The organism is Paraburkholderia hiiakae (genome assembly GCF_904848665.1).
Taxonomy (GTDB): Bacteria; Pseudomonadota; Gammaproteobacteria; order Burkholderiales; family Burkholderiaceae; genus Paraburkholderia; species Paraburkholderia hiiakae.
In genome coordinates, this window is the sequence record NZ_CAJHCQ010000001.1 from 114,933 (window position 1) to 137,123 (window position 22,191).

Consider the following 22,191-nt stretch of genomic DNA (forward strand, 5'->3'; position numbering starts at 1 on the left):
GCGCGCGACCCGGGTGCGAACCGCTCCTTGAAGATGCCGGAGCGCCCATGCTCTATCAAATCCGTGAATTCCAGCGCGCGTTGCTCAGCCCGCTGACCGCCTGGGCCCAGGCCGCCTCGAAATCGTTCTCGAATCCGACGAGCCCGTTTTCACTTGTGCCGGGCGCGACGCGCTTCGCCGCAGGCTACGAACTGCTCTATCGCCTGGGCAAGGACTACGAGAAGCCCGAGTTCAACCTTCGCCAGATCGTGAAGGACGGCTTCAACATTCCGATCGTCGAACAGACCATCATCGAAAAGCCGTTCTGCCGCCTGCTGCGCTTCAAGCGTTACGCCGACGACACCGCGGCCGTGGCGGCGCTCAAGGACGAGCCTGCCGTGCTCGTGTGCGCGCCGCTCTCGGGCCACCACGCCACGCTCCTGCGCGACACCGTGCGCACGCTGCTGCAGGACCACAAGGTGTACATCACCGACTGGGTCGACGCGCGCATGGTTCCGCTCGAAGCCGGTGCGTTCCATCTCGACGACTACGTTGCGTATATCCAGGAATTCATCCGCCATATCGGCGCGAAGAATCTGCATGTGCTGTCCGTTTGCCAGCCGACAGTGCCCGTGCTCGCGGCCATCTCGCTCCTGGCGAGCCGCGGCGAAGACACCCCGCTCACGATGACGATGATGGGCGGCCCGATCGACGCGCGCCGCAGCCCCACCGCCGTCAACTCGCTCGCGACCGAGCACTCGCTCGACTGGTTTGCGAACAATGTGATCCATACGGTGCCGGCGAATTATCCGGGCGAGGGGCGCGAGGTGTATCCGGGCTTCCTGCAGCACGCGGGTTTCGTCGCGATGAATCCGGGCCGTCACACCACGGCGCATTGGGACTTCTACAAGAGCCTGCTGCGCGGCGACGAAGAGGACGCCGAAGCACATCGCCAGTTCTACGACGAATACAACGCGGTGCTCGACATGGCCGCCGAGTATTACCTCGATACCATCCGCACCGTGTTCCAGGATTTCAGTCTCGCTGAAGGCACGTGGGACGTGGCCGGCGAACGCGTGCGCCCGCAGGACATTCGCGACACGGCGCTCTTCACGATCGAAGGCGAGCTCGACGACATTTCGGGCGCGGGCCAGACGCGCGCCGCGCACGACCTGTGCACAGGCATTCCCGAGGCGGACAAGCATCATCTGACTGCCGAGAAGTGCGGCCACTACGGCATCTTCTCGGGCCGCCGCTGGCGCACGATCATCTATCCGCAACTGCGCGACTTCATCCGTCAGCACCAGCAGGCCGCCGGCCACACGGGCAAAGAATCACCTGCCCGCGGCCGCTCCGCACAGGGCGCTGTCGCCTGACCAAGGCTCGCGCTCCACTCGAGCGCACGCAGCACACGCCAGCAGCACAATCCGCGCGCCGTCCCAGGACGGCGCGCGGCGTTTGTGGAGCGTGAAACGATCTTGTGAATTCGCCGCGCACGACTCGTGAGCTTCTGGTGCGCTTCTGGTCCGCTACTTGCGCATGAGATACGCGAGCAGCATTTCCGTGTTGAGCTGAATGATTTCCGCGCGCTCGGCAGTCGTGCTGAAGTCGCGACCGAGCGTGGCGTTGAGCGTATAGCGGTTCGATACGATGTAGTAGCCCATGCCCGAAAGCGTCACATAGAGCCGCAACGGATCGATGCTCGGGCGGAACAATCCCGCAGATTCACCGCGCGTGAGAATCGAACCGAGTGTTGCCACGATCGGCGAGATCATCTCGCGAATTCGTGTGGACTTCTGCATATATCGCGCCTCGTGCAGATTCTCGTTGTTCACGAGCCGCAGCAGTTCGGGATTGTCGCGATAGTAGTCCCACACGAAATGCGCGAGCCGGGTGATCGCCTCGACAGGCGCAAGCCCCGAGAGATCGAGTGCGCGCTCGGCTTCATTGAGCGCGCCGAATGCGTGCTCAAGGACTGCCGTGAACAGTTGCTCCTTGCTGCCAAAGTAGTAATAGAGCATGCGCTCATTGGTTTCCGCGCGTCGCGCGATCTGGTCGACGCGTGCGCCGAACAGGCCGCCATTGGCGAATTCTTCCGCCGCGGCGAGCAGAATGCGGCGGCGGGTGCCTTCAGGATCTCTTTTGATTTTTGGCTGATTCATGGTGGCAGGATCTCGTTAAGCCGCGTTGTCCGGTTTGCGTTGTCGGGCAGTACCACGCCGGGCCTCTCCTAGCCCTGGTATCGACAACGTTGTGCGGGGCGCGCCAGGTTAATGGACAGACACCCTCCGACCTACGGTCTTGCGTTCCTTCTTGTTTGTTTGATGTCGTTGCGAGCCGACATCGTTCTTCCCCCTGTTGCTTCGTGCAAGACACAATGCCAGCCGCCCATGCATTGCGCCCACGCTTTACGTCTACTGATTCCCCCTCAACCGCAAAGCGCTTCGCATTAAGCGCTTTGATTATGGCACATGGCCCGCCGATGGCAATGCGGGAAATCGGCGATAATGCAAGCTTTGGCGCTGTGCGTGCGCACCCTGTCAAGCCAGTTGCGCAACCATGCGCACGGCCATGTGCGCCCAAGGTCACGCCTCCGCCCGCCCCGCCCCGATGTAGCGAACGTGAACGATCCCAAAACACTCGCAGATCGCATCGAAGATCTGCTGCCCCAGACCCAATGCACGAAGTGCGGCTATGACGGCTGCCGGCCCTATGCCGAAGCCGTCGCCGCCGGCACCGCCAACTACAACCAGTGTCCGCCCGGCGGTCTGGAAGGCGTTGAGCGCCTCGCGAAACTGCTCGGCAAACCCGTTATCCCGATCAATCCGGACAACGGCGTGGAACGTCCGCGTCCGGTGGCGTTCATCGACGAACAACTGTGCATCGGCTGCACGCTGTGCATGCAGGCATGTCCCGTCGACGCAATCGTGGGTGCACCCAAGCAGATGCACACCATCGTCAAGGATCAGTGCACGGGCTGCGACCTGTGCGTCGCGCCCTGCCCGGTCGACTGCATCGCAATGATTCCCGTTACGGGCGAAGCGACCGGGTGGGACGCGTGGACGCAACAACAGGCCGACGAAGCCCGCGTGCGGCATGACCGGCGCGCCGCGCGCCAGGCCGCCGAACGCAGTGCGGCCGAGGCGCGCGCCGCGGCACGCCGCGCGGCCACGAGCGCGCCTCAGGCCGAGGCGCCGCAAGACGTCGCGACGCAACCCGCAAGCCCTTCCGCCGACGACGCCGAAGCGAAGAAGAAAGCGATCATCCAGGCGGCGCTCGAACGCGCGCGCCGCAAGAAGATGGAGATGGCCGAACAGGGTGCGGGACCGCGCAACGTCGAGCACGTGAGCGCCGACGTTCAGGCGCAGATCGATGCCGCCGAGGCGCGCCGCAAGCGTATTGGTATCGAGTCGGATGCATCGGACTCAGCGCCCGACGACGACAAGCCCGCGCGCTAGCGCACCGCATTGCCAAAGGCCCCACGCACAACGAGCATGAACGCCACCAAGCGCCGCGCCATCTACGAAACGCTGCAAAGCCTCAATCCGCATCCCACGACCGAGTTGGAGTTCAGTACGCCGTTCGAACTCCTGATCGCCGTGATGCTCTCCGCGCAGGCCACCGACGTTTCGGTGAACAAGGCCATGCGCCGGATGTTTCCGGTCGCCAACACGCCGGAAACGGTGCTTGCGCTGGGCGAGGAAGGCGTCGCCGATTACATCAAGACGATCGGCCTTTATCGCACCAAGGCGAAGAACGTCATTGCGACCTGCCGCATTCTCATCGAGCAATGCGGCAGCGAGGTGCCGGCGACGCGCGAGGCGCTCGAAGCCCTGCCCGGCGTTGGACGCAAAACCGCGAACGTCGTGCTCAACACCGCGTTCGGGCAGCCGACCATCGCCGTCGACACGCATATCTTTCGGGTTGCGAACCGAACGGGGCTCGCGCCCGGCAAGGACGTACGCGCCGTCGAAACCGCACTCGAAAAATTCACGCCGCCCGAGTTCCTCCAGGACGCGCATCACTGGCTCATCCTGCATGGGCGCTACGTATGCAAGGCGCGCCGCCCCGAATGCTGGCATTGCGTGATCGAGCCGCTGTGCGATTTCAAGCCGAAGACGCCGCCGCCGGAGCTCTGAGCGAGCGCAAGCGCCCGGGCGTAAAATGACCGGTTCATGCGTCGCACGACCGCACCTCACCCATTCGACCGACTTACGATGTTCAATCCCAGCCGCGACGAAGTCCGCCGCTTTTTCACCGAGACCTGGCGCAAGCAACGCGCGGGCGAAATCCTCACGCCGCTAGAAGCGATCGCCGCCGACTGGATCGTCGAGCATCCCGAATATCACGCCGAACTCGGCGACGCCGATGCGGCCGCCACGCAGGACTACTCGCCCGAGCGCGGCCAGAGCAATCCGTTCCTGCATCTGTCGATGCACCTCGCGATCAGCGAGCAGCTTTCCATCGATCAGCCACCCGGCATCCGCGCGGCGCACGACCGGCTCGCCGCACGCCTCGGCTCCACGCACGACGCGCAGCACGCGATCATGGAGTGCCTCGGCGAAACGATCTGGGAAGCGCAACGCACGAACACGCCCCCCGACACGGACGCCTATCTCATGCGCATCGAGCGCCGCGCTTCACGCGACTGAGAACGACCGAAAGCGCGACCGAAGCAAAAGAAGCCGCAAAAAAACACCCCGCGAACACCTCGCCGAAAACGAGGCCCACGCGGGGTGATTTACATGATGGGGCACGCATGGCGCGCGCCGTGTTCACGCTTACTTCTTGTTGACCAGGTCGCCGCTGAGCGACTCGATGTACGCGGCGAGATCCTTCATGTCGCTCTGCGAGAGGCTCTGCACCTGCGCCTGCATGATCGGATTGTTGCGGCCGAGGTGCGGATTGCTCGTGCCCATCTGGTACTGGCGCAGCGCCCAGTAGATGTAGTCGGCATGCTGGCCGGCAAGCTTCGGATATTCGGGGCTCACAGGCTTGTTCAGGCCCGGGCCGTGACAGGCCGCGCAATTGTGGCTGTCGGCGAGGACCTTGCCGTTGGACGCGTCGGCCGCGTGCGCCGGATGCAGCGCGAGCGCGGCGGCCAGTGCGAGCCCGGCTGCCGCGAGCTTGATGGTTGCACCGGCAAACGAAGGCATAGCCGTATAGGGCTTGTTCATGGGTTCTCCACCTGCCGGTTATTTATTCGGATTGTCTTTCGACGCGGCCGTTTGCGACGCATAGTAGGCCGCGATGTCGGCGATGTCCTGTTCCGTGAGCGAGGACGCAATCGCGTGCATCGTCTCGAAGTGCCGGTCGCCCTTCTTGTAGGCGAGCAACGCGTTCATGATGTACTGCGCGTTCTGGCCGCCCAGAATGGGCACGTGGTAGACCTCGGGGTAAGCGGTGCGGTAGTCGGGAATACCATGACAGCCGATACACATCGCCACCTTGTCCTGACCCGCCTTCGCGTTGCCCACGATGTCCGCGTGAGCCGTGACCGCGAAGCACGCCAGCATGGTTATTGCGCCCGTGACGACGTGCTTGCCGACAATTTTTTTCATAGCATCCAACCTGGCTTGAGGGGATTCGAACGCCCGAACCGCAGGCCACGGCCTGCGCCGCATTACTGCTGTTTTACTTTTGGGGTCGCCGTGCAGGCCGAAAAAAATCGGTCCGAGTATACCGCGACGCCGCGCCGGCCGTCCACCGGCCGCGCCACGCCTGGCGGGCCTCGGAGCGGCTGGCGGGGCTCCGCGCCGGGCCTGCAGCGGCCACGCAGCGCCGTGTTGCGCTGGCTCGCCCGCAAGCAACCCGGAGGAACCCTGGCACACGCAACGGACTCGCCGCACGCTCGCCGCAGACGCCTGGCAGCCCCCGCGACCGTGCCCCAAAGAGCGGACCCAACGATACGCGGTGGCGCGCCGACGCAACACCCCATCTGACTTATACTTGGTTTTTTTCCCAGCGAGCGGATTCACCATGCGCGCCACGCGTTTCGAAGGCTCATCGCAGTACGTCGCCACCGACGATCTCAAGCTCGCGGTCAACGCCGCGATCACGCTGAAGCGCCCCCTGCTCATCAAGGGCGAACCCGGCACGGGCAAGACCATGCTGGCCGAAGAAGTGGCCGCGGCGCTGGACATGCCGCTCATGCAGTGGCACATCAAGTCCACGACGAAAGCGCAGCAAGGGCTCTACGAGTACGACGCGGTCTCGCGCCTGCGCGATTCGCAGCTCGGTGACGAACGCGTGAAGGACATCGCCAACTACATCGTGAAAGGCGTGTTGTGGCAGGCGTTCGAGTCGGAAGAACAAAGCGTGCTGCTGATCGACGAAATCGACAAGGCCGACATCGAGTTCCCGAACGACCTCTTGCGCGAACTCGACCGCATGGAGTTCTACGTCTACGAGACGCGCCAGCTCATCAAGGCGAAGCAGCGTCCGCTCGTCATCATCACGTCGAACAACGAGAAGGAACTGCCCGACGCTTTCCTGCGCCGCTGCTTCTTCCACTACATCAGCTTTCCCGATCCGGCCACGATGCAGCGCATCGTCGAGGTGCACTATCCGGGCATCCGCAAGGAACTGCTCAACGCGGCGATGGAAAGCTTCTTCGAACTGCGCAATATCGCGGGGCTGAAGAAGAAGCCTTCTACGTCCGAACTGCTCGACTGGCTGAAGCTCCTGCTCGCGGAAGAGATTCCGCCCGCGGCGCTGCGCGCGGCCGACGGCTCGAAGTCGATGCCGCCGCTCGCGGGCGCGCTGCTCAAGAACGAGCAGGACATGACGCTGTTCGAGCGCCTCATCTACATGAACCGTCACAACCGTTGACAAGGACCACGCGAGAGAGGGACGGAGACACCGCATGCTGATCGACTTCTTCTATACGCTGCGCGACGCGAAGCTGCCGGTTTCCGTGAAGGAGTACCTCACGCTCGTCGAAGCGCTCAAGGAGCGCGTGATCGCGCCCTCGCTCGACGACTTCTACTACCTCGCGCGCATGACGCTCGTGAAAGACGAGCAATACTTCGATCGCTTCGATCAGGCGTTCGGCGCGTATTTTCGCGGCATCGAGAAGAAGTCCGAACTTGCCTTCGAGATTCCCGAAGACTGGCTCAAGAAGCGTCTGGAACGCGACTTCACGCCCGAGCAGCGCGCGCAGATCGAAGCCATGGGCGGGCTCGACAAGCTCATGGAGCGCCTGAAGGAACTCTTCGAGGAACAGAAGGAGCGCCACGAGGGCGGCAGCAAGTGGATCGGCACGGGCGGCACGTCGCCCTTCGGCCATGGTGGCTATAACCCCGAGGGCATCCGTATTGGCGGCGAAGGCGGCCAGCGCAGCGCCGTGAAAGTGTGGGACGCGCGCGCGTACCGCGACTACGACGACCAGGTCGAAATCGGCACGCGCAACATCAAGGTCGCGTTGCGCCGCCTGCGCCGCTTCGCGCGCGAAGGCGCTGCCGAAGAACTGGACCTGGGCGACACGATCCGCAGCACCGCCGCGAACGCGGGCTGGCTCGACCTCAAGATGGTGCCGGAGCGCCACAACAAGGTGAAAGTGCTGATGCTGCTCGACGTGGGCGGCTCGATGGACGATCACATCAAGCGCACGGAAGAACTGTTCTCGGCGGCAAAAGCCGAATTCAAGCACCTGGAGTTCTACTACTTCCACAACTGCGTGTACGACTACCTGTGGAAGAACAATCGCCGCCGCCACGCCGAGCGCGCGCCCACGTGGGACCTGCTGCACAAGTTCACGCCGGACTACAAGCTGATCTTCGTCGGCGACGCCACGATGAGCCCGTATGAAGTGCTGCAGCCGGGCGGCTCAGTTGAGTACAACAACCCGGAAGCGGGCGCCGTGTGGCTGCGGCGTCTCGCCGACCAGTTCCCTCACTTCGCCTGGCTCAACCCCGAGCCCGAGCGACTATGGGAATACCGCCAGTCGGTGTCGATCATCCGCGAGATTCTCGGCCACCGCATGTATCCGCTCACCGTCGCCGGGCTCGAAACGGCCATGCGCGTGCTGAGCAAATAGGCGCCACCACTCCCGCCCTTTTCCGCTTTTTTCAAGGCGGCGCGTGCCTGAGTGCTTCATCAGGCCGCGCCGCCCGATGTCGTCATACCTAAGCAAAATCTGGAGACCACCCGCATGACCGCCCCCTCTTCTCCTGACCTGCATGCGACTTTCAGGCCAGGACCGCTGCGGCCCTTCGCCGACACCTCGGTCGCCACGATCGTGGCGGGCTTCGTCGCGATGATGACCGGCTACACCAGTTCGCTCGTGCTGATGTTTCAGGCTGGCCAGGCCGCGCATCTCTCGGACGCGCAGATCTCCTCCTGGATCTGGGCGCTTTCGATCGGCATGGCTTTGACCACCATCGGCCTGTCGCTGTGGTTCCGCGCGCCCATCGTGGTCGCCTGGTCCACGCCGGGCGCGGCGCTCCTCATCAGCTCGCTGCCGCATGTGCCCTATGCCGAGGCGATCGGCGCCTATATCGTGTGCGCCGTGCTGCTCACGGCCGTGGGCCTCACCGGCTGGTTCGACACGCTCATGAAGCGCATCCCCGCGGGCATCGCGGCGGCGCTGCTTGCGGGCATCCTGTTCGAGATCGGCATCGAGATCTTCCACGCCGCGCAGGTGCAGACGCCGCTCGTCCTCACGATGTTCTTCGGCTACCTGATCGTGAAGCGCTTCGTGCCGCGCTACGCGATCGTCGCGACGCTCGTGATCGGCATCGCCGCCGCCGCCGGGCTCGGGCTGCTCGACTTCAGCCACTTCCGCGTAGCGGTGGCCAAGCCCGTGTTCACGATGCCGGCGTTCTCGCTCACGGCGGTGGTGAGCATCGGCATTCCGCTTTTTGTCGTGGCGATGGCCTCGCAGAACGTGCCCGGCATCGCCGTGCTGCGCGCCGACGGCTACGACCACACGGCCGCGCCCTCCTCGCCGCTCATCGCCACCACGGGCCTCGCCTCGCTCGTGCTCGCGCCGTTCGGCTCGCACGGCGTGAATCTCGCGGCCATCACCGCGGCGATCTGCACCGGACCGCACGCCCACGAAGACCGCACGAAGCGCTATATGGCGGCCGTGTGGTGCGGCATTTTCTATCTGATCGCAGGGATTTTCGGCGCGACCATCGCAGCGCTGTTCGCGGCGTTCCCGCAGGCGCTCGTGGTGTCGATCGCGGCACTCGCGCTGTTCGGCTCGATCATGAGCGGCCTCACCAACGCCATGCAAAACCCCAAGGAGCGCGAAGCCGCACTCATCACCTTCATGGTGACGGCGTCCGGCCTCACGCTGCTTTCCATCGGCGCGGCCTTCTGGGGGCTCGTGGCGGGCGTGATCACCCAGTTCGTGCTGAACGCGCGGCGCGCGTGAAACGCAACGCCAGGCGTTTCCGCCATAAAATGATGAAGTGAGCCGCGCCCAGACGCGCGGCATATGCGCCCAGCCGGCTTCCCGCGCCATCCGCGCGGGCCAGACCGGAACGGCGCAGCGCCTTTTCGCGTTCCGCCCGGCGCGCCCCAGGTTCACGCCTGAAGCTCACCGGCCGTTCAACTCTCACCGATGCAGGCGCGCACGCGCCCACAAGGCCTGACATGACTACCGCACTCGACCAGCTCAAGCAGTACACCACCGTCGTCGCCGATACGGGCGACTTCCAGCAATTCGTGCAGTACAAGCCGCGGGACGCGACAACCAACCCGTCGCTGATCCTCAAGGCGGTCCAGAAAGCCGAGTACCGTCCGCTGCTCGAAAAAACCGTGCGCGATCACGCGAGCGAATCGCTCGGGTCGATCATCGACCATCTGCTGATCGCGTTCGGCACCGAAATCCTCAAGATCGTTCCGGGCCGCGTCTCGACCGAAGTCGATGCCCGCCTCTCGTTCGACACCAAAAAGTCGATCGACAAGGCCCACCACATCATCGACCTGTACAAGCAGGCCGGCATCGGCCGCGAGCGCGTGCTGATCAAGCTCGCCTCCACCTGGGAAGGCATTCGCGCCGCCGAAGTGCTGCAAAAGGACGGCATCCACTGCAACATGACGCTGCTCTTCTCGCTCGCGCAAGCCGCCGCGTGCGCCGAAGCGGGCGCGCAGCTCATTTCGCCGTTCGTGGGCCGCATCTACGACTGGTACAAGAAGGCCAAGGGCGCCGACTGGGACGAAGCGAAGGACGGCGGCGCGAACGACCCGGGCGTGCAGTCGGTGCGCAAGATCTACGCGTACTACAAGAAGTTCGGCCACAAGACCGAAGTGATGGGGGCGAGCTTCCGCAACACGAGCCAGATCGTCGAGCTGGCCGGCTGCGACCTGCTCACCATCAGCCCGGACCTGCTGCAAAAGCTCCAGGACAGCACCGAGAAGGTCGAGCGCAAGCTTTCGCCGGAAGTGTTCAAGGACGCGAAGATCGAGCGCGTGGCCGTGGACGAGCCGTCGTTCCGCTTCCAGCTCAACGACGACGCCATGGCGACCGAAAAGCTCGCGGAAGGCATCCGCGCGTTCGCTGCCGACGCGATCAAGCTCGAAAAGATGATCGAAGAGCTGCGCGCGAAGTAAGCGCTGGCGCTCGATGCAGAGCGCATTGAAATATCGATGACCGAGGGCCGCACATGCCGCATGTGCGGCCCTTTGTTTTGCAGGCGGCCCCCGCAACGTCCGTTCCCGTCTGCGCTCTCGCAAACCCTGACGACACATCGCTCGGTAACGACCTGGTGCGCGCCTAGAATCAGGGCAGCGGCGCAACCCGCCGCACGATCCGGCCCCGTGCATACCCTCGCATGAAAAACGGCCGGCCAACGTCCCGTCCGCAAGGAAACCGACGATGCAAATCCAGCCCTATCTCTTTTATCCCGGCAATTGCGACGAAGCGATCGCGTTCTATGGCGAAGCGCTCGGCGCGAAGGAAGTGATCAAGATGCGCTTCAAGGAAGCGCCGCCGGACCCCGAGCGCCCCATGGCGCCCGAATTCGCCGAAAAGATCATGCACGCGACGCTCCAGATCGGCGACGCGCAGATCATGGTGTCCGACGGCGGCTGCATGACGCAAAACGACAAGTTCCTCGGCTTCGGCGTCTCGCTGACCGGGTCCGACATCGCTACGGCCGAGCGTTACTTCAACGCACTGGCCAAAGGCGGCACGGTCACGATGCCGTTTCAGAAGACCTTCTGGTCGCCCGGCTTCGGCATGCTGACCGACAAGTTCGGCGTGCCGTGGATGGTCTCGGCGCCGCACGAGCAAGCCGCCTGAACGACCGCCACGACGAGCGTTGCGCGCCCGGCGTCACACCATGCGGTGCGTCGCGGCGCGCTCGATGTTCCAGCGCGGCTCGGTCTCGAGCAGGAGCGCGCGCAGGCGCCCCACCTGCTCCTCCACACGCAGGCTGAGCCAGTACGGACCCTGCATCTGCGGCTCGGGGCAGCCCTGCGGCGGTGCCGGCATACCTTCGTGGCCGGCCACGCCAGCCTTGCCCGCCATCTCGCCCTCGCCCCCCGTAACCGTGCGCAGCGCCTGCTGCGCCGCCTCGGGATGACGCCCGCCGCCAAACCGTAGCGCCCGCGCCGTGGCGAGCAGCGCCCGGCGCACGGTCTCGCTGCGCTCCGCGAACGCCACGCGCACGAGCGCCTGCTCGTAGCTGCCCGTGCCCGTACAGAGCATCTCCAGCGCGCTCAGGAGCGAGCGATGCAGGCGCTGCACCTGTTCGAGCCGAGCGATCGGCACATCGATTTCCTTGGCGACCGAAGGCATCAGCGCGCGCAGCTGCACGAGCCGTGCGTTCAGGCGCATGAAGGTCTGCACCTGCTCGTCGGCATCGACGTGCACGCCGTTGGCCACCTGCGCATACACGCGCGCGCATTCACGCAGATTGTCGGCGAGGCTGTAGCGCCACGAATACGTGGCGTGCAGCGGCAACGCGAACGAAAACACGAGCGCGATGACGATGCCGAGAATCACATTGAGCGTGCGCCAGAGGCCCGTATCGATGAGGTTATCGCCATGCCCCGCGACGATGCACATGGTGATGGCGGCAAGGAGCGCAACATAGCCCGGCTTGCCGATGGCGTAGTACCCGCACACGGCGGCAACGAGCGACATCAGCACGTAGGTGAGCGGCGCGGAACCCGTGATGGCCTGCACGACGATGAGCACGAGCCCGATCACGGCGCCTAGCAACGTGCCGAGCGCACGCTCGGCGGCCTTCTTGCGGATGTTGCCCTGGTGCTGCAGCCCGCCGATCACGACGAGCAGCGTGACCGACGCCCAGATGCCGTGCGGAATATCGATGCCCGAGGTCGCGAGAATCGAGGCGAGCATCGCGAGGCCCACACGCACGCTGTGTATCACCTTGGCGTTGCGATAGCGATAGTACGGCGACGTCAGCGCACGCCACATGCGCGCGAGGCGCGAACGGCGGCGCGGCGGGCGCAGGCGGCGCGCGCCGCCGTGCGCGGATCGGGAACGGGATTCGGTTTCGGATGAGGCCATGGCGCGGGCTGGACGTGAGCCAAATCAACAGCCATCGTGCACCAGAAAAACAAAAGCCCGCAACTATGTGTTGCGGGCTTTTTCGGCAAGCTCGGACCGGCGGCGTGCGCCGGGCCGGACTGTCCTGAGCGGATCAGCCTTCGACGACGTCGAGATAATCTTCCGGACGCGTGCGGTCCGCGCTCTTCTGCATGCCGACCAGATGCACGAGCGCCGACACGGCGATCGAGACCACGAGGTTCACGATCAGCGACCACACCGCGGCGTAGCCCGGAATCGCCATGCCGAACAGGTGGATCGTGAAGATCGAGCCTGCGAGCTTGAGCGAAATGGCCATCCACGTGCCGGTGGCGATGCCGACCGCCCAGCCCACCAGCAGGCCGCGGTAGTCGAGCATGCGCGTGTAGAGACCGAGCACGATGGCGGGCAGCGTCTGGATGATCCAGATGCCGCCAAGCAGCTGCAGCTGGATCGCGTACGTGAGCGGCAGGCCCAAGATGAACGCCACCGCGCCGACCTTCACGATCAGCGAGACCAGCTTGGCGATGTTGGTCTCCTGCTCGTGATTCATGTTGCGGTTGATGAACTCCTTGTGGATGTTGCGCGTGTACAGGTTGGCCGCGGCAATCGACATGATCGCCGCGGGCACCAGCGCGCCGATACCGATGGCCGCGAACGCCACGCCCACGAACCACGACGGGAAAAAGTGCAGGAACAGCGCCGGCACCGCGAAGTTCGGACCGAAGGCCTTGAAGTACGGTGCGAATTCCGGCATGTCCTTCACGCCCGAGGCAAGCGCCATGTAGCCGAGCAGCGCGAGCAGACCGAGCACCAGCGAGTACGCGGGCAGCATCGCCATATTGCGGCGGATGGTGTTGCCCGACGACGACGACAGAATCGCCGTGACCGAGTGCGGGTACAGGAACAGCGCGAGCGCCGAACCCACTGCGAGTGTCGCGTAGGCGCTATAGCCGTTCAAACTCGTGGCATCCGGCGACTTGAGCAGCAGCTTGGCCGGCGGCACCGCGCCGAAGATGTGGCCGAAGCCGCCCATCTGCGCGGGAATCACGATGATCGCGACAATGATCGTGATGTAGATGAGGATGTCCTTCACCACCGCGATCATGGCCGGCGCGCGCAGGCCCGACGTGTACGTGTACGCGGCGAGAATGGCGAACGCGATGATGAGCGGCAGGTCGCCGACGAAACCCGTCGTGTCGAAGCCGAGCGCGCCGATCACCACTTCGATACCCACCAGCTGCAGGGCGATATACGGCATGGTCGCGACGATACCCGTCACGGCGATGGCGAGCGCCAGCATGCGGCTGCCATAGCGCGCGCTCACGAAGTCGGCCGACGTGACGTATTGATGGCGCTTCGCGACGGCCCACAGCTTCGGGAACACGACGAACGCGAACGGATAGATCAGGATCGTGTACGGCAGCGCGAAGAAACCCGTTGCGCCCGCACCAAATACGAGCGCCGGCACGGCGACGAAGGTGTACGCGGTGTAGAGGTCGCCGCCGAGCAGGAACCACGTGACGATCGTGCCGAAGCGGCGGCCGCCCAGGCCCCACTCTTCGAGATGCGCGAGGTCGCCCTTGCGCCAGTGGGCGGCCACGAAGCCGAGCACCGTGACGCCGAGGAAGAACAGGATAAAGACAACGGTTGCTGTAACGTTCATTGCGCGCCCCCTGCATCGCCCTTGTTGCGGGCCTTCGTCTTGAAGTAGACGAGCGCGGTAATGACAGCGCTAATCAGCACCCAGAGAAGCTGATACCAGTAGAAAAACGGGAAGTCCCACAAAGTGGGCTCGATCTTGTTGTATGACGGCACCCAGATCATCGCGATCCAGGGCAGCAGCAAAAGCCATAGCCAGTGCTTGCTTGATTTTCCGGCGTCGGCGTCGTGAGCCATGACGTCTCCTCGTTGCTTATGTAGTTATGCGGCGTTGCTTTGTTCGCGGTCCGCCGTCCGGCCGGTCTGGCGTGTAGCGGCCGATGGCCTCACAGACGGATAGCCCGCAAGGTCCCCGAAAGCGCTGAAAAGAGTATCGAGGCCACGCCGCACGGTCAAGCAGGGCGGACCCCAATTCCGAGGACGTTGTCAAGAGCCAACGGCTTACGCCACTTCAAGACAATCGTTCACGAATACACGGTGCGCGCGAAAAAAAACCGGCCCTGAGGCCGGTTTTCTGTGCCGCAACGGCGTTGCCGCCGCTCGCGCGCATCAGATCGAGAACGTCGCGCCGTTCTGGCCGCTCGATTCGCGCAGCGCCTTCACCCATTGATGCGCCGGCAGGCCGAGCTTGCTTTCGAGCAGGCGCGCGCGCTTTTCGAGGGCCTCGTACGTGACTTCGAGCGCCGGGCCCGAGAAGGCGAGCGCCACGCGATTGCCTTCGTGCACTTCGGGCAGCGCGATCACACGACCATCGAAGGCTTCATTCAGGCGCTTCATGTTGCGCACGAAGCTCGGGTGGTCGCCGAACAGGTTGATCGTCGCGACGCCGGCATCGGTCAGGCACGCGCGCACGGCGCGGTAGAACGCCACGCTGTCGAGCACCGGGCCGCGCGCGGTCGCGTCGTACACGTCGATCTGCAGCGCGCCGATGGTGCCGTAATTGGCACGGTCCTGCACGAAGTCCCACGCGTCGAGCTCGCGCACGCTGAGGCGCGCGTCGTCGTACGGCAGCTCGAACATCGTGCGCGCGGCCACCACGACCGCCGGATTCAGCTCGATCGCCTCGACCTTCGCGGGACGCAGATAGCGGTGCGCGAACTTGGTGAGGGCAGCCGCGCCCAGACCCAGTTGCACGATGCGCTCGGGCGTGGCGAGGAAGAGCAGCCAGGCCATCATCTGCTGCGCGTATTCGAGTTCGATGTGCAGCGGCTTCGAAAGACGCATCGCGCCTTGCACCCACTCCGTGCCGAAGTGCAGATAGCGCACGCCGCTCTCTTCCGAGAACGTGACCGGCGCGAAACGCGGCTTGCGCGGCGCTTCGATGACCGGGGCGTTGTCGAGGTCGTCGGCGGCTGCAGCGGCTGCGCGGCGCGGGCGCTTCGTGACCTTCGCGGTCTCGCTCGACTGCGTCGCGTCGCCGGATTGCTTGAATGCGCGGGCCTCGGCGGAGGCGCGTTTGATGAGAGTCGTCATGTAGAAAATCGCTTGCTGTGGGGTCGCAAATGCAGGTGCATCTGCCGGGCGACCGAGAGCATAGCATTCGCGGCGCTTCGGGCCTGATTTGGCAGGCACTTCGAGCACGTAGCCCGCACGCGGCGCGAGTCAATGGCTATCGCTTGAACGTCCTTCGCTGTTGCCTGCGTCATGGATTCCGGGCTGCCCCGGCTGCAACGCCAGTGGATCGACCCGCACGGGATGGAAATGCATGTCGATACGCGCGATGTGCAGCGCGTGCGGTACCGCAGGCAACGGCGCGGCGGCGGCAATCCCGCGCTCGACGGCCTCATCGAGGTCGTCATTGCCGCTCGAACGCAGCAGCGTCACGGAAACGATGGAGCCGTCCGGCGCGGCGCGGATCGACACAATGGCTTCCGCCTCCAGCGGCACTTTCTTTGGATTGACGTGCACATATTGCCGCCGAGCTTGCAGTTCACGTAGCGCCTCCATTGCCACGAGTCGAGGCTCGCCTCCGTGGGCGGGGCGAATCCCGGCGTCGCGACCGCCGCGAGGCAGCGGGTCATGACCAGCTGCGGCGAGGGGCGCACGTGCGGACCCACCTGCGATACGTCGTCCGAAGCACAGGCGCTCAGTATGAGCGTGAGGGGGAAAACGATCAGGGGCAGGCGTTTCTTGTTCATTATGGTCTCGTGTCCCGTCTGCAGGGGCGCGCACCTGGGCGTGCGCGAGAGCATGCTAGCGCGGCTGGATTGCAGCGCGCTTACGCTTGTGTGCGCCAACGCTCATATGCGCGTCGGCGTCGCCCGTGAACGCATCTAATGCGCGCCACTGCACGAGCTTCGCCGCGAAGTTCATCGACGCATACGCAGGACTACTGGAAGGTAGCCGCAGAATCGTCACGGCCCGCGCATCCGCGCCAAGAATGCGCTCGCCGATGCGCGCCGCCGTGCCGCCGTTGAACGCAATCGCTTCGAGTGCGGGCAGGCCTTCGATGAGCGCCACGAGATCGTTGCCCTCGTGATCGCGGATATCGCCGTCGAGACTGCCCTCGCGGCGCGCCTGCGCCACGACGTCCCACAGGCCCACGCGATGCGCGCGCAGCGTTTGCAACCGCGCTTCGTACTCCATGACAACGAGATCCTCGCCGATCACCTCACCCACGAGATGCCAGAACTTGTTCTGCTTGTGCGCGTAGTACTGCTGATGCGCAAGCGACGCCTCGCCGGGCAGACTGCCAAGAATGAGCACGCGCGTATGCGCATCGACGACGGGGTCGAAGCAGCGCTTGAAGGTCATGGCAACAGGGCAGAACGTTCAACGCGGCGCGTGATGCGCGCGCGAGGCGGTGTGATCGAGCGGGCCGCGTTCGCGACCGAGATGCACACCGGTTTCCTGTGTAAGCGGACCGCTAGCGAGACGCGACCAAAGCGCAGGCAGCATGCATTCGGTCACGAGTAGCGGCGCGCCTGCGCGCTCGAACACCGAGCGGCGCGCGACGAACGCATGCGGTGCATGCACCGGTTCAGCCGCGCTCTCACGAGCCGCGAGAGCGTAAAGCGGATGTCGAGCGCTCACGCGCCGGCTCACGAGCGCCGAGCGAGCCACACCGCTATCGCTATAGAGGAGTTCCGCGAGCGGCCGCGTGCGCAAACGTCGCATGGCCTGCCACACGCCTTGACTCGCGGCGAGCGGCGTCACGCTGTGCGCGGCGACGAACGGCACGCCATCGACTTCGAGCACGATCTCGCGCACCCACGCCCGCTCGCGCGGTGCGAGGCCGAGTGCCGCATATTCGTCGGACCACGGCATATCGACGGCTTCGCGCGTCACGCGCACAACGACGCGTCCGAGCGCGCGCAAATGCGCCGTGAGCGAACCGCCGCGCGTGAGCCAGTCTTTCTGGTCGGGGTTCAAGGCCGGCAAGGGCGTGACGCGCCAGTGCGCGTTAGCAGCATCGAATCTCAGAGGCATGGCGCGCATTATAGGCTGCGAGGATTTCAGTTCGCTGCGAGCGGGGCGGACAAAAGAAAAAACCCCTTGCGGCGGGTAGCCGCAAGGGGTCTCGGTCGCGCAAAGCTGCGTGCGGCTGTGTGCGGCTGTGTGCTTTAGCCAGCGCGCCCAATCAGCAACGCATTCGTGCGCTTCACGAAACTCGCCGGATCTTCCAGCGCACCGCCTTCCGCCAGCAGCGCCTGATCGAACAGCAGATTGCACCAGTCGCCGAAGTCCGCGCTATCGGTGCGCAGCGCCTTCACGAGCGGATGCTCCGGGTTCACTTCCAGAATCGGCTGCATCTGCGGAGCCTGCTGCCCCGCCGCCTTCAACATGCGCTGCAGATAGCCGCTCATGTCGCCCTCGTCGGCCACGAGGCACGATGGCGAATCGGTCAGGCGGAACGTGAGACGCACGTCCTTGGCCTTGTCCTTGAGCGCTTCCTTCATGTGCTCAACGAGCGGCTTGAGTTCCTCGCTCACCTTTTCCTGCTGCTGCTTTTCCTCGTCGTTGAGCGCGCCGAGGTCAAGGTCGCCGCGCGCCACGCTCGCAAGCGGCTTGCCGTCGAACTCGTTCAGGAACGACAGCATCCACTCGTCCACGCGGTCGGTGAGCAGCAGCACTTCCACGCCCTTCTTGCGGAACACTTCGAGATGCGGGCTGTTCTTCGCGGCCTGCCACGTGTCGGCGGTGACGTAGTAGATCTTCGTCTGCTCGGGCTTCATGCGCGCAACGTAGTCGGCGAGCGATACGGTCTGCTCGTTCATGTCGTTGTGCGTGGACGCAAAGCGCGCGAGCTTCGCCACGCGCTCGCGATTGGCGTGATCCTCGCCAATGCCTTCCTTGAGCACCTGGCCGAACTCGGTCCAGAACGTCGCGTACTTCGCCTTGTCCTCTTCGCTTGCTTCGGCGTCCGTAACAGCGTTCGCCATCTCTTCGAGCATCGAGAGCACGCGCTTGGTCACGCCATCGCGAATCGCCTTCACGTCGCGGCTTTCCTGGAGGATTTCACGCGAGACGTTGAGCGGCAAATCGCTCGAATCGACCACGCCCTTCACGAAGCGCAGATAGTTCGGCAGCAGTTGCTCGGCGTCGTCCATGATGAAGACGCGCTTCACATACAGCTTCAGGCCGCTCTTGTGGTCGCGGTTCCACAGATCGAACGGCGCATGCGACGGCACGTAAAGCAGCTGCGTGTATTCGCTGCGGCCTTCCACACGGTTATGCGTCCACGCGAGCGGATTCTGATGGTCGTGCGCGAGATGCTGATAGAACTGCTGATACTGCTCGTCGCTGATCTCGCTCTTCGAACGGGTCCACAGCGCGCTCGCCTGGTTGATGGTCTCGTACTCGTCCTTCGTGACCATCTCGCTCTTTTCGGCGTCCCATTCTTCCTTCTTCATCTCGATGGGCAGGCCGACATGGTCCGAATACTTCTGGATGATCGACTTGATCTTCCATGCGGAAAGCAACTCGTCCTCGCCTTCTCGCAGATGCAGCGTGATCGTCGTGCCGCGCTGCGCGCGCTCGATCTTCTCGACGGCGAACTCGCCCTCGCCCGCACTCGTCCAGCGCACGCCCTCGGCAGCCGCCAGGCCCGCGCGGCGGCTTTCCACCGTGATCTTGTCCGCGACGATGAAGCCCGAATAGAAGCCCACGCCGAACTGGCCGATGAGCGCCGCGTCCTTCTGCTGGTCGCCCGAGAGCTTGCCGAAGAATTCCTTCGTGCCCGAGCGCGCGATCGTACCGAGGTTCGACACGGCTTCGTCATGGCTCATGCCGATGCCGTTATCGTCGATCGTGATGGTGCGTGCGTCCTTGTCGACGCCCACGCGGATGCGCAGGTTCGGATCGCTTTCATAGAGCGCGCTGTTCTCGATCGCCTCGAAGCGCAGCTTGTCCGCCGCGTCCGATGCGTTCGAGATCAGCTCGCGCAGGAAGATTTCCTTGTTGCTGTACAGCGAATGGATCATCAGGTGCAGAAGCTGTTTCACTTCTGCCTGGAAGCTCATGGTTTCTTGTGCCATGGTCGAGAGTCCTCTTTCGTTGCAGTTCTAGTCTGACAAATGTGTGGCCGCGCGTTCCACGCAAAATCGCAGTCGCATCGCGGCGCGCCGCCCGCGCAGTTGGGGACAGACGGCGCCGGTTTCAAGAGTCGCCGGCCGCGAATTCACGCTTGCGCGCCCCCGCCACGCCGGGCCACGCCTTCGAGATAGTCGGCGAGGAACGCGGGCAGCGCCGGATCGCCGCAGTTGGCGATGTTGAAGCGCATCCACGTGGTGGGCGACTGATGCGGCGAGAAGAGGCTCCCCGGCGTGAGCAGGAAGCCCGCTTCGTGGCCCGCCGCGGTAAGCGCGTCCGCGTCGACGCCGCTATCCGCCCACAGGAACATACCTGCGCCCGGCGCTGCGAAGAGGCGCAAACCGGCGCGCTCCAGCATGCGCGCCGCCTTGTCTCGCACGCCGTCCAGACGTCCGCGCAGGCGCTCCACGTGGCGCCGGTAGTGGCCCTCCGTGAGCACGCGGTAGAGCACGCGCTCGTTGAGCTCGGGGCTCGTCATGCCGACGAGCATCTTCTGGTCCGCCACCGCCTGGGCCACGTCGAGCGCGCTCGCGATATAGCCCACGCGCAGGTTCGGTGCGAGCGTCTTCGAAAAGCTGCCGAGGTAGATCACGCGGCGCAACTGGTCGAGGCTCGCGAGGCGCGTGGCCGGATAGCCCGCCGGGCAGAGGTCGCCGTAGATATCGTCCTCGACGACGATGAAGTCATACTGTTCGGCAAGCCGCAGAATGCGGAACGCCTGCGCGGCCGTGAGCGAAGTGCCGGTGGGATTTTGCAGCACCGAGTTGATGACGAGCATCCTGGGCCGCCACGTTTCTACCAATGCTTCGAGCGCGTCGAGATCCGGCCCTTCGGGCGTGTACGGCATGCCCACGAGCCGCGCGCCCTGCGAGGCGAAGCGCCCGAACATCTGGAACCACGCGGGGTCGCCCACGATCACCGTATCGCCGGGCTGCACGTAGATACGCGCGAGCAGGTCGATCGCCTGGGTGATGCCCGAAACGAGCACGATCTGGTCGGGCGTCGCGCCGATCTCGAGTTCCGCCATGCGCGTCTGAAGTTGCTGGCGCAGCGGCAGGAAGCCTTGCGGCGAGCCGAAGCCAAGCAGTTGCGTGCCGCTCTGGCGGCCAAGCGAGCGCATCGCGCCAGTCAACAGTTCGCCATCCAGCCAGCGCGCCGGCAGATAGCCCAGCCCCGGCCCTTTTTCTGGCCGCGTGGATGTGTGAAGCATGTTGCGCAGCAGCCAAACCACGTCGATGGTGGGCGGTGCGGGGGCGGCAGCCGTCGTGGCGCCTTCCGGGCGCGCCGAAGCGCCCGCCGTCACCGACGCGCGTTCGCCGCCCGTCACGAGCGCAAGCCGCTCGCGCACGTAGAAACCGGAACCGCGCCGCGAGTCGAGGTAGCCTTGCGCGACCAGACGCTCGTACGCCTCGACCACAGTGAAGCGCGACACACCCTTGTCGAGCGCGAGCTTGCGGATGGACGGCATGCGCATGCCGGGGCGGAACACGCGCTCCTCGATGCGGCGGCGGCCCCACTGCACGAGCTGGTCGACGAGCGTGAGCGTGGCCGCATCGTGCGGGGCGGGAATCTGGTCTAGCGGTACGGAGGACATGAGGACTCCCTGAACTCGAACTGTACAGAGCACTATCGGGTCGATTGTACCGTTACTGTCCGCAGCCATACCGGTACATTTGATCGCATGCGTACCGGTAAGGATTCGGTAGAGGCGTCGACACACTGTTCCGGCGCGTGCTTCCGCCCTCTGCCTTCCGGCCCCGAGATCACTGCTCGCCCCGTCCTGACATGAACGCCTCGCCGCTTCGCCTGGATCACCTCGTCGTTGCCGCGCGCACGCTGGAAGAAGGCGTGCAGTACGTGAGCGACGCGCTCGGCGTCGCGCCCGCGGGCGGCGGCGCGCACCCGCTCATGCGCACGCACAACCGTCTGCTCGGGCTGTGGGGCGGCGCGTATCTCGAAGTCATCGCGATCGATCCCGCCGCGAAAAGTGGAACAGGCAGCGGTGGAACAGGCAGCGGCGCGAACGCCCGCGCGCGTCTCTTCGCGCTCGACGATCCCGCCGTGCAGGCACGCATGGAACAGGGGCCGTACCTGTCGCACTGGGTCGCGCGTGTCGATCCGCCGAAAAACCTCGCGCGCTGGCGCGAACAGTACCCGCAGCGCATTCCCGAGCTCGTGCCGATGACGCGCGGCGACTTCTCCTGGCAACTCACCGTGCCGCAGGACGGCGCGTTCCCGGCCTGGCAAGGCGCGGGCGACGGCATTCTGCCCTCGCTGATCCAGTGGGACACGCCGCATCACCCGTCGCAGATGCTGGCCGACACCGGCATCGTGCTCACCTCGCTCACCGGTTTTCACCCACAGGCGCAAGCGGCGCGCGAGCAGCTTCAGTGGCTCGGCGCGACGCACCTGATCGCCGTGGAGGAAGCCCTCTCGCCCGCGCTCGTCGCGGAGTTCGAAACCCCGTCCGGTCCGCGCACGCTCGGCGCGCCGGCACGTTGATCCGTCGAGCG

At 64.9% G+C, this 22,191-nt stretch carries 22 protein-coding genes; 10 read left to right on the plus strand and 12 right to left on the minus strand.

The annotated features are described in order from the left end of the window. Positions 1 to 47 precede the first annotated feature (47 nt). Positions 48 to 1,355: a polyhydroxyalkanoate depolymerase gene (locus JMY28_RS00530; protein ID WP_201693600.1), complete on the plus strand. Its 1,308-nt coding sequence runs from the start codon at positions 48 to 50 to the stop codon at positions 1,353 to 1,355. Positions 1,356 to 1,508: 153 nt separating this feature from the next. Here JMY28_RS00530 and JMY28_RS00535 read toward each other — a convergent pair whose 3' ends face one another. Continuing rightward, the gene (locus JMY28_RS00535; protein ID WP_201693601.1) at positions 1,509 to 2,141 is read right to left on the minus strand and encodes a TetR family transcriptional regulator; all 633 of its coding nucleotides are present in this window, start codon (positions 2,139 to 2,141) and stop codon (positions 1,509 to 1,511) included. A 459-nt stretch (positions 2,142 to 2,600) separates the two neighbouring features. On the opposite strand from JMY28_RS00535, the gene rsxB reads away from it, so the two are divergent. The 3 genes from rsxB (at position 2,601) to JMY28_RS00550 (ending at position 4,631) form a co-directional block, all read left to right on the plus strand. Beyond that, positions 2,601 to 3,437: an electron transport complex subunit RsxB gene (gene rsxB, locus JMY28_RS00540; protein WP_201693602.1), complete on the plus strand. Its 837-nt coding sequence runs from the start codon at positions 2,601 to 2,603 to the stop codon at positions 3,435 to 3,437. A gap of 36 nt (positions 3,438 to 3,473) precedes the next feature. Continuing rightward, entirely contained in the window at positions 3,474 to 4,118 is a 645-nt protein-coding gene (gene nth / locus JMY28_RS00545; protein WP_201693603.1) for an endonuclease III, read from the plus strand. Between the two features lie 78 nt (positions 4,119 to 4,196). Further along, entirely contained in the window at positions 4,197 to 4,631 is a 435-nt protein-coding gene (locus JMY28_RS00550) for a DUF1841 family protein (protein WP_201693604.1), read from the plus strand. A 129-nt stretch (positions 4,632 to 4,760) separates the two neighbouring features. On the opposite strand, the gene JMY28_RS00555 is transcribed toward JMY28_RS00550, so the two are convergent. Together JMY28_RS00555 and JMY28_RS00560 are read right to left on the minus strand one after the other, a co-directional pair. Continuing rightward, positions 4,761 to 5,156: a c-type cytochrome gene (locus JMY28_RS00555; protein ID WP_407945452.1), complete on the minus strand. Its 396-nt coding sequence runs from the start codon at positions 5,154 to 5,156 to the stop codon at positions 4,761 to 4,763. Positions 5,157 to 5,174: 18 nt separating this feature from the next. Beyond that, a complete protein-coding gene (locus JMY28_RS00560) occupies positions 5,175 to 5,540 on the minus strand; it encodes a c-type cytochrome (protein ID WP_201693605.1) in 366 nt (121 codons plus the stop codon). Positions 5,541 to 5,958: 418 nt separating this feature from the next. On the opposite strand from JMY28_RS00560, the gene JMY28_RS00565 reads away from it, so the two are divergent. The 5 genes from JMY28_RS00565 to JMY28_RS00585 all read left to right on the plus strand — a co-directional run bounded on the left by JMY28_RS00565 (position 5,959) and on the right by JMY28_RS00585 (position 11,230). Then, a complete protein-coding gene (locus tag JMY28_RS00565) occupies positions 5,959 to 6,810 on the plus strand; it encodes an AAA family ATPase (RefSeq protein WP_201693606.1) in 852 nt (283 codons plus the stop codon). Between the two features lie 34 nt (positions 6,811 to 6,844). Beyond that, complete coding sequence (locus JMY28_RS00570; protein WP_201693607.1) at positions 6,845 to 8,017, plus strand: vWA domain-containing protein; 1,173 nt, start codon at positions 6,845 to 6,847, stop codon at positions 8,015 to 8,017. 114 nt (positions 8,018 to 8,131) lie between these two features. Further along, entirely contained in the window at positions 8,132 to 9,358 is a 1,227-nt protein-coding gene (locus JMY28_RS00575; protein ID WP_201693608.1) for a benzoate/H(+) symporter BenE family transporter, read from the plus strand. Positions 9,359 to 9,579: 221 nt separating this feature from the next. Beyond that, on the plus strand, positions 9,580 to 10,539 hold the full coding sequence (gene tal / locus JMY28_RS00580; RefSeq protein ID WP_201693609.1) for a transaldolase: 960 nt from the start codon (positions 9,580 to 9,582) through the stop codon (positions 10,537 to 10,539). 265 nt (positions 10,540 to 10,804) lie between these two features. Next, positions 10,805 to 11,230 carry a VOC family protein gene (locus tag JMY28_RS00585; protein WP_201693610.1) on the plus strand — a complete coding sequence of 142 codons (426 nt, stop codon included), beginning with the start codon at positions 10,805 to 10,807 and terminating at the stop codon, positions 11,228 to 11,230. A 33-nt stretch (positions 11,231 to 11,263) separates the two neighbouring features. Here JMY28_RS00585 and JMY28_RS00590 read toward each other — a convergent pair whose 3' ends face one another. The 9 genes from JMY28_RS00590 to JMY28_RS00630 all read right to left on the minus strand — a co-directional run bounded on the left by JMY28_RS00590 (position 11,264) and on the right by JMY28_RS00630 (position 21,272). Continuing rightward, positions 11,264 to 12,373, minus strand: a complete 1,110-nt coding sequence (locus JMY28_RS00590; protein WP_201694571.1) for an FUSC family protein — start codon at positions 12,371 to 12,373, stop codon at positions 11,264 to 11,266. 226 nt (positions 12,374 to 12,599) lie between these two features. Then, on the minus strand, positions 12,600 to 14,150 hold the full coding sequence (mctP, locus tag JMY28_RS00595) for a monocarboxylate uptake permease MctP (RefSeq protein ID WP_201693611.1): 1,551 nt from the start codon (positions 14,148 to 14,150) through the stop codon (positions 12,600 to 12,602). Further along, the gene (locus JMY28_RS00600; protein ID WP_201693612.1) at positions 14,147 to 14,383 is read right to left on the minus strand and encodes a DUF3311 domain-containing protein; all 237 of its coding nucleotides are present in this window, start codon (positions 14,381 to 14,383) and stop codon (positions 14,147 to 14,149) included. Before JMY28_RS00600 ends, mctP begins: the two co-directional genes overlap by 4 nt. A gap of 312 nt (positions 14,384 to 14,695) precedes the next feature. After that, positions 14,696 to 15,619 (minus strand): class I SAM-dependent methyltransferase, encoded by a 924-nt coding sequence (locus JMY28_RS00605; protein WP_201693613.1) that lies wholly within the window; start codon positions 15,617 to 15,619, stop codon positions 14,696 to 14,698. A gap of 129 nt (positions 15,620 to 15,748) precedes the next feature. Then, entirely contained in the window at positions 15,749 to 16,093 is a 345-nt protein-coding gene (locus JMY28_RS00610) for a TonB family protein (protein ID WP_201693614.1), read from the minus strand. Positions 16,094 to 16,339: 246 nt separating this feature from the next. After that, positions 16,340 to 16,900 (minus strand): DNA-deoxyinosine glycosylase, encoded by a 561-nt coding sequence (locus tag JMY28_RS00615; RefSeq protein ID WP_201693615.1) that lies wholly within the window; start codon positions 16,898 to 16,900, stop codon positions 16,340 to 16,342. Positions 16,901 to 16,918: 18 nt separating this feature from the next. After that, a complete protein-coding gene (locus tag JMY28_RS00620; protein ID WP_201693616.1) occupies positions 16,919 to 17,575 on the minus strand; it encodes a chorismate--pyruvate lyase family protein in 657 nt (218 codons plus the stop codon). A 134-nt stretch (positions 17,576 to 17,709) separates the two neighbouring features. Continuing rightward, entirely contained in the window at positions 17,710 to 19,623 is a 1,914-nt protein-coding gene (gene htpG, locus JMY28_RS00625; protein ID WP_201693617.1) for a molecular chaperone HtpG, read from the minus strand. A gap of 143 nt (positions 19,624 to 19,766) precedes the next feature. Beyond that, on the minus strand, positions 19,767 to 21,272 hold the full coding sequence (locus JMY28_RS00630; RefSeq protein ID WP_201693618.1) for an aminotransferase-like domain-containing protein: 1,506 nt from the start codon (positions 21,270 to 21,272) through the stop codon (positions 19,767 to 19,769). A gap of 191 nt (positions 21,273 to 21,463) precedes the next feature. Here JMY28_RS00630 and JMY28_RS00635 point away from each other — a divergent pair, with 191 nt between their 5' ends. Next, the gene (locus JMY28_RS00635; protein ID WP_201693619.1) at positions 21,464 to 22,180 is read left to right on the plus strand and encodes a VOC family protein; all 717 of its coding nucleotides are present in this window, start codon (positions 21,464 to 21,466) and stop codon (positions 22,178 to 22,180) included. Positions 22,181 to 22,191 lie beyond the last annotated feature (11 nt).

Bases quoted from the DNA above. Each gene is read 5' to 3' on its own strand.
- JMY28_RS00600 (WP_201693612.1), bottom strand. From the start codon at position 14,383: ATGGCTCACGACGCCGACGCCGGAAAATCAAGCAAGCACTGGCTATGG.
- JMY28_RS00605 (WP_201693613.1), bottom strand. From the start codon at position 15,619: ATGACGACTCTCATCAAACGCGCCTCCGCCGAGGCCCGCGCATTCAAG.
- JMY28_RS00575 (WP_201693608.1), top strand. From the start codon at position 8,132: ATGACCGCCCCCTCTTCTCCTGACCTGCATGCGACTTTCAGGCCAGGA.
- JMY28_RS00610 (WP_201693614.1), bottom strand. From the start codon at position 16,093: ATGGAGGCGCTACGTGAACTGCAAGCTCGGCGGCAATATGTGCACGTC.
- JMY28_RS00550 (WP_201693604.1), top strand. From the start codon at position 4,197: ATGTTCAATCCCAGCCGCGACGAAGTCCGCCGCTTTTTCACCGAGACC.
- JMY28_RS00565 (WP_201693606.1), top strand. From the start codon at position 5,959: ATGCGCGCCACGCGTTTCGAAGGCTCATCGCAGTACGTCGCCACCGAC.
- JMY28_RS00555 (WP_407945452.1), bottom strand. From the start codon at position 5,156: ATGAACAAGCCCTATACGGCTATGCCTTCGTTTGCCGGTGCAACCATC.
- JMY28_RS00570 (WP_201693607.1), top strand. From the start codon at position 6,845: ATGCTGATCGACTTCTTCTATACGCTGCGCGACGCGAAGCTGCCGGTT.
- JMY28_RS00590 (WP_201694571.1), bottom strand. From the start codon at position 12,373: ATGTGGCGTGCGCTGACGTCGCCGTACTATCGCTATCGCAACGCCAAG.
- tal (WP_201693609.1), top strand. From the start codon at position 9,580: ATGACTACCGCACTCGACCAGCTCAAGCAGTACACCACCGTCGTCGCC.
- JMY28_RS00615 (WP_201693615.1), bottom strand. From the start codon at position 16,900: ATGACCTTCAAGCGCTGCTTCGACCCCGTCGTCGATGCGCATACGCGC.
- htpG (WP_201693617.1), bottom strand. From the start codon at position 19,623: ATGGCACAAGAAACCATGAGCTTCCAGGCAGAAGTGAAACAGCTTCTG.
- JMY28_RS00530 (WP_201693600.1), top strand. From the start codon at position 48: ATGCTCTATCAAATCCGTGAATTCCAGCGCGCGTTGCTCAGCCCGCTG.
- JMY28_RS00635 (WP_201693619.1), top strand. From the start codon at position 21,464: ATGAACGCCTCGCCGCTTCGCCTGGATCACCTCGTCGTTGCCGCGCGC.
- mctP (WP_201693611.1), bottom strand. From the start codon at position 14,150: ATGAACGTTACAGCAACCGTTGTCTTTATCCTGTTCTTCCTCGGCGTC.
- JMY28_RS00630 (WP_201693618.1), bottom strand. From the start codon at position 21,272: ATGTCCTCCGTACCGCTAGACCAGATTCCCGCCCCGCACGATGCGGCC.
- nth (WP_201693603.1), top strand. From the start codon at position 3,474: ATGAACGCCACCAAGCGCCGCGCCATCTACGAAACGCTGCAAAGCCTC.
- JMY28_RS00535 (WP_201693601.1), bottom strand. From the start codon at position 2,141: ATGAATCAGCCAAAAATCAAAAGAGATCCTGAAGGCACCCGCCGCCGC.
- JMY28_RS00585 (WP_201693610.1), top strand. From the start codon at position 10,805: ATGCAAATCCAGCCCTATCTCTTTTATCCCGGCAATTGCGACGAAGCG.
- JMY28_RS00620 (WP_201693616.1), bottom strand. From the start codon at position 17,575: ATGCCTCTGAGATTCGATGCTGCTAACGCGCACTGGCGCGTCACGCCC.
- JMY28_RS00560 (WP_201693605.1), bottom strand. From the start codon at position 5,540: ATGAAAAAAATTGTCGGCAAGCACGTCGTCACGGGCGCAATAACCATG.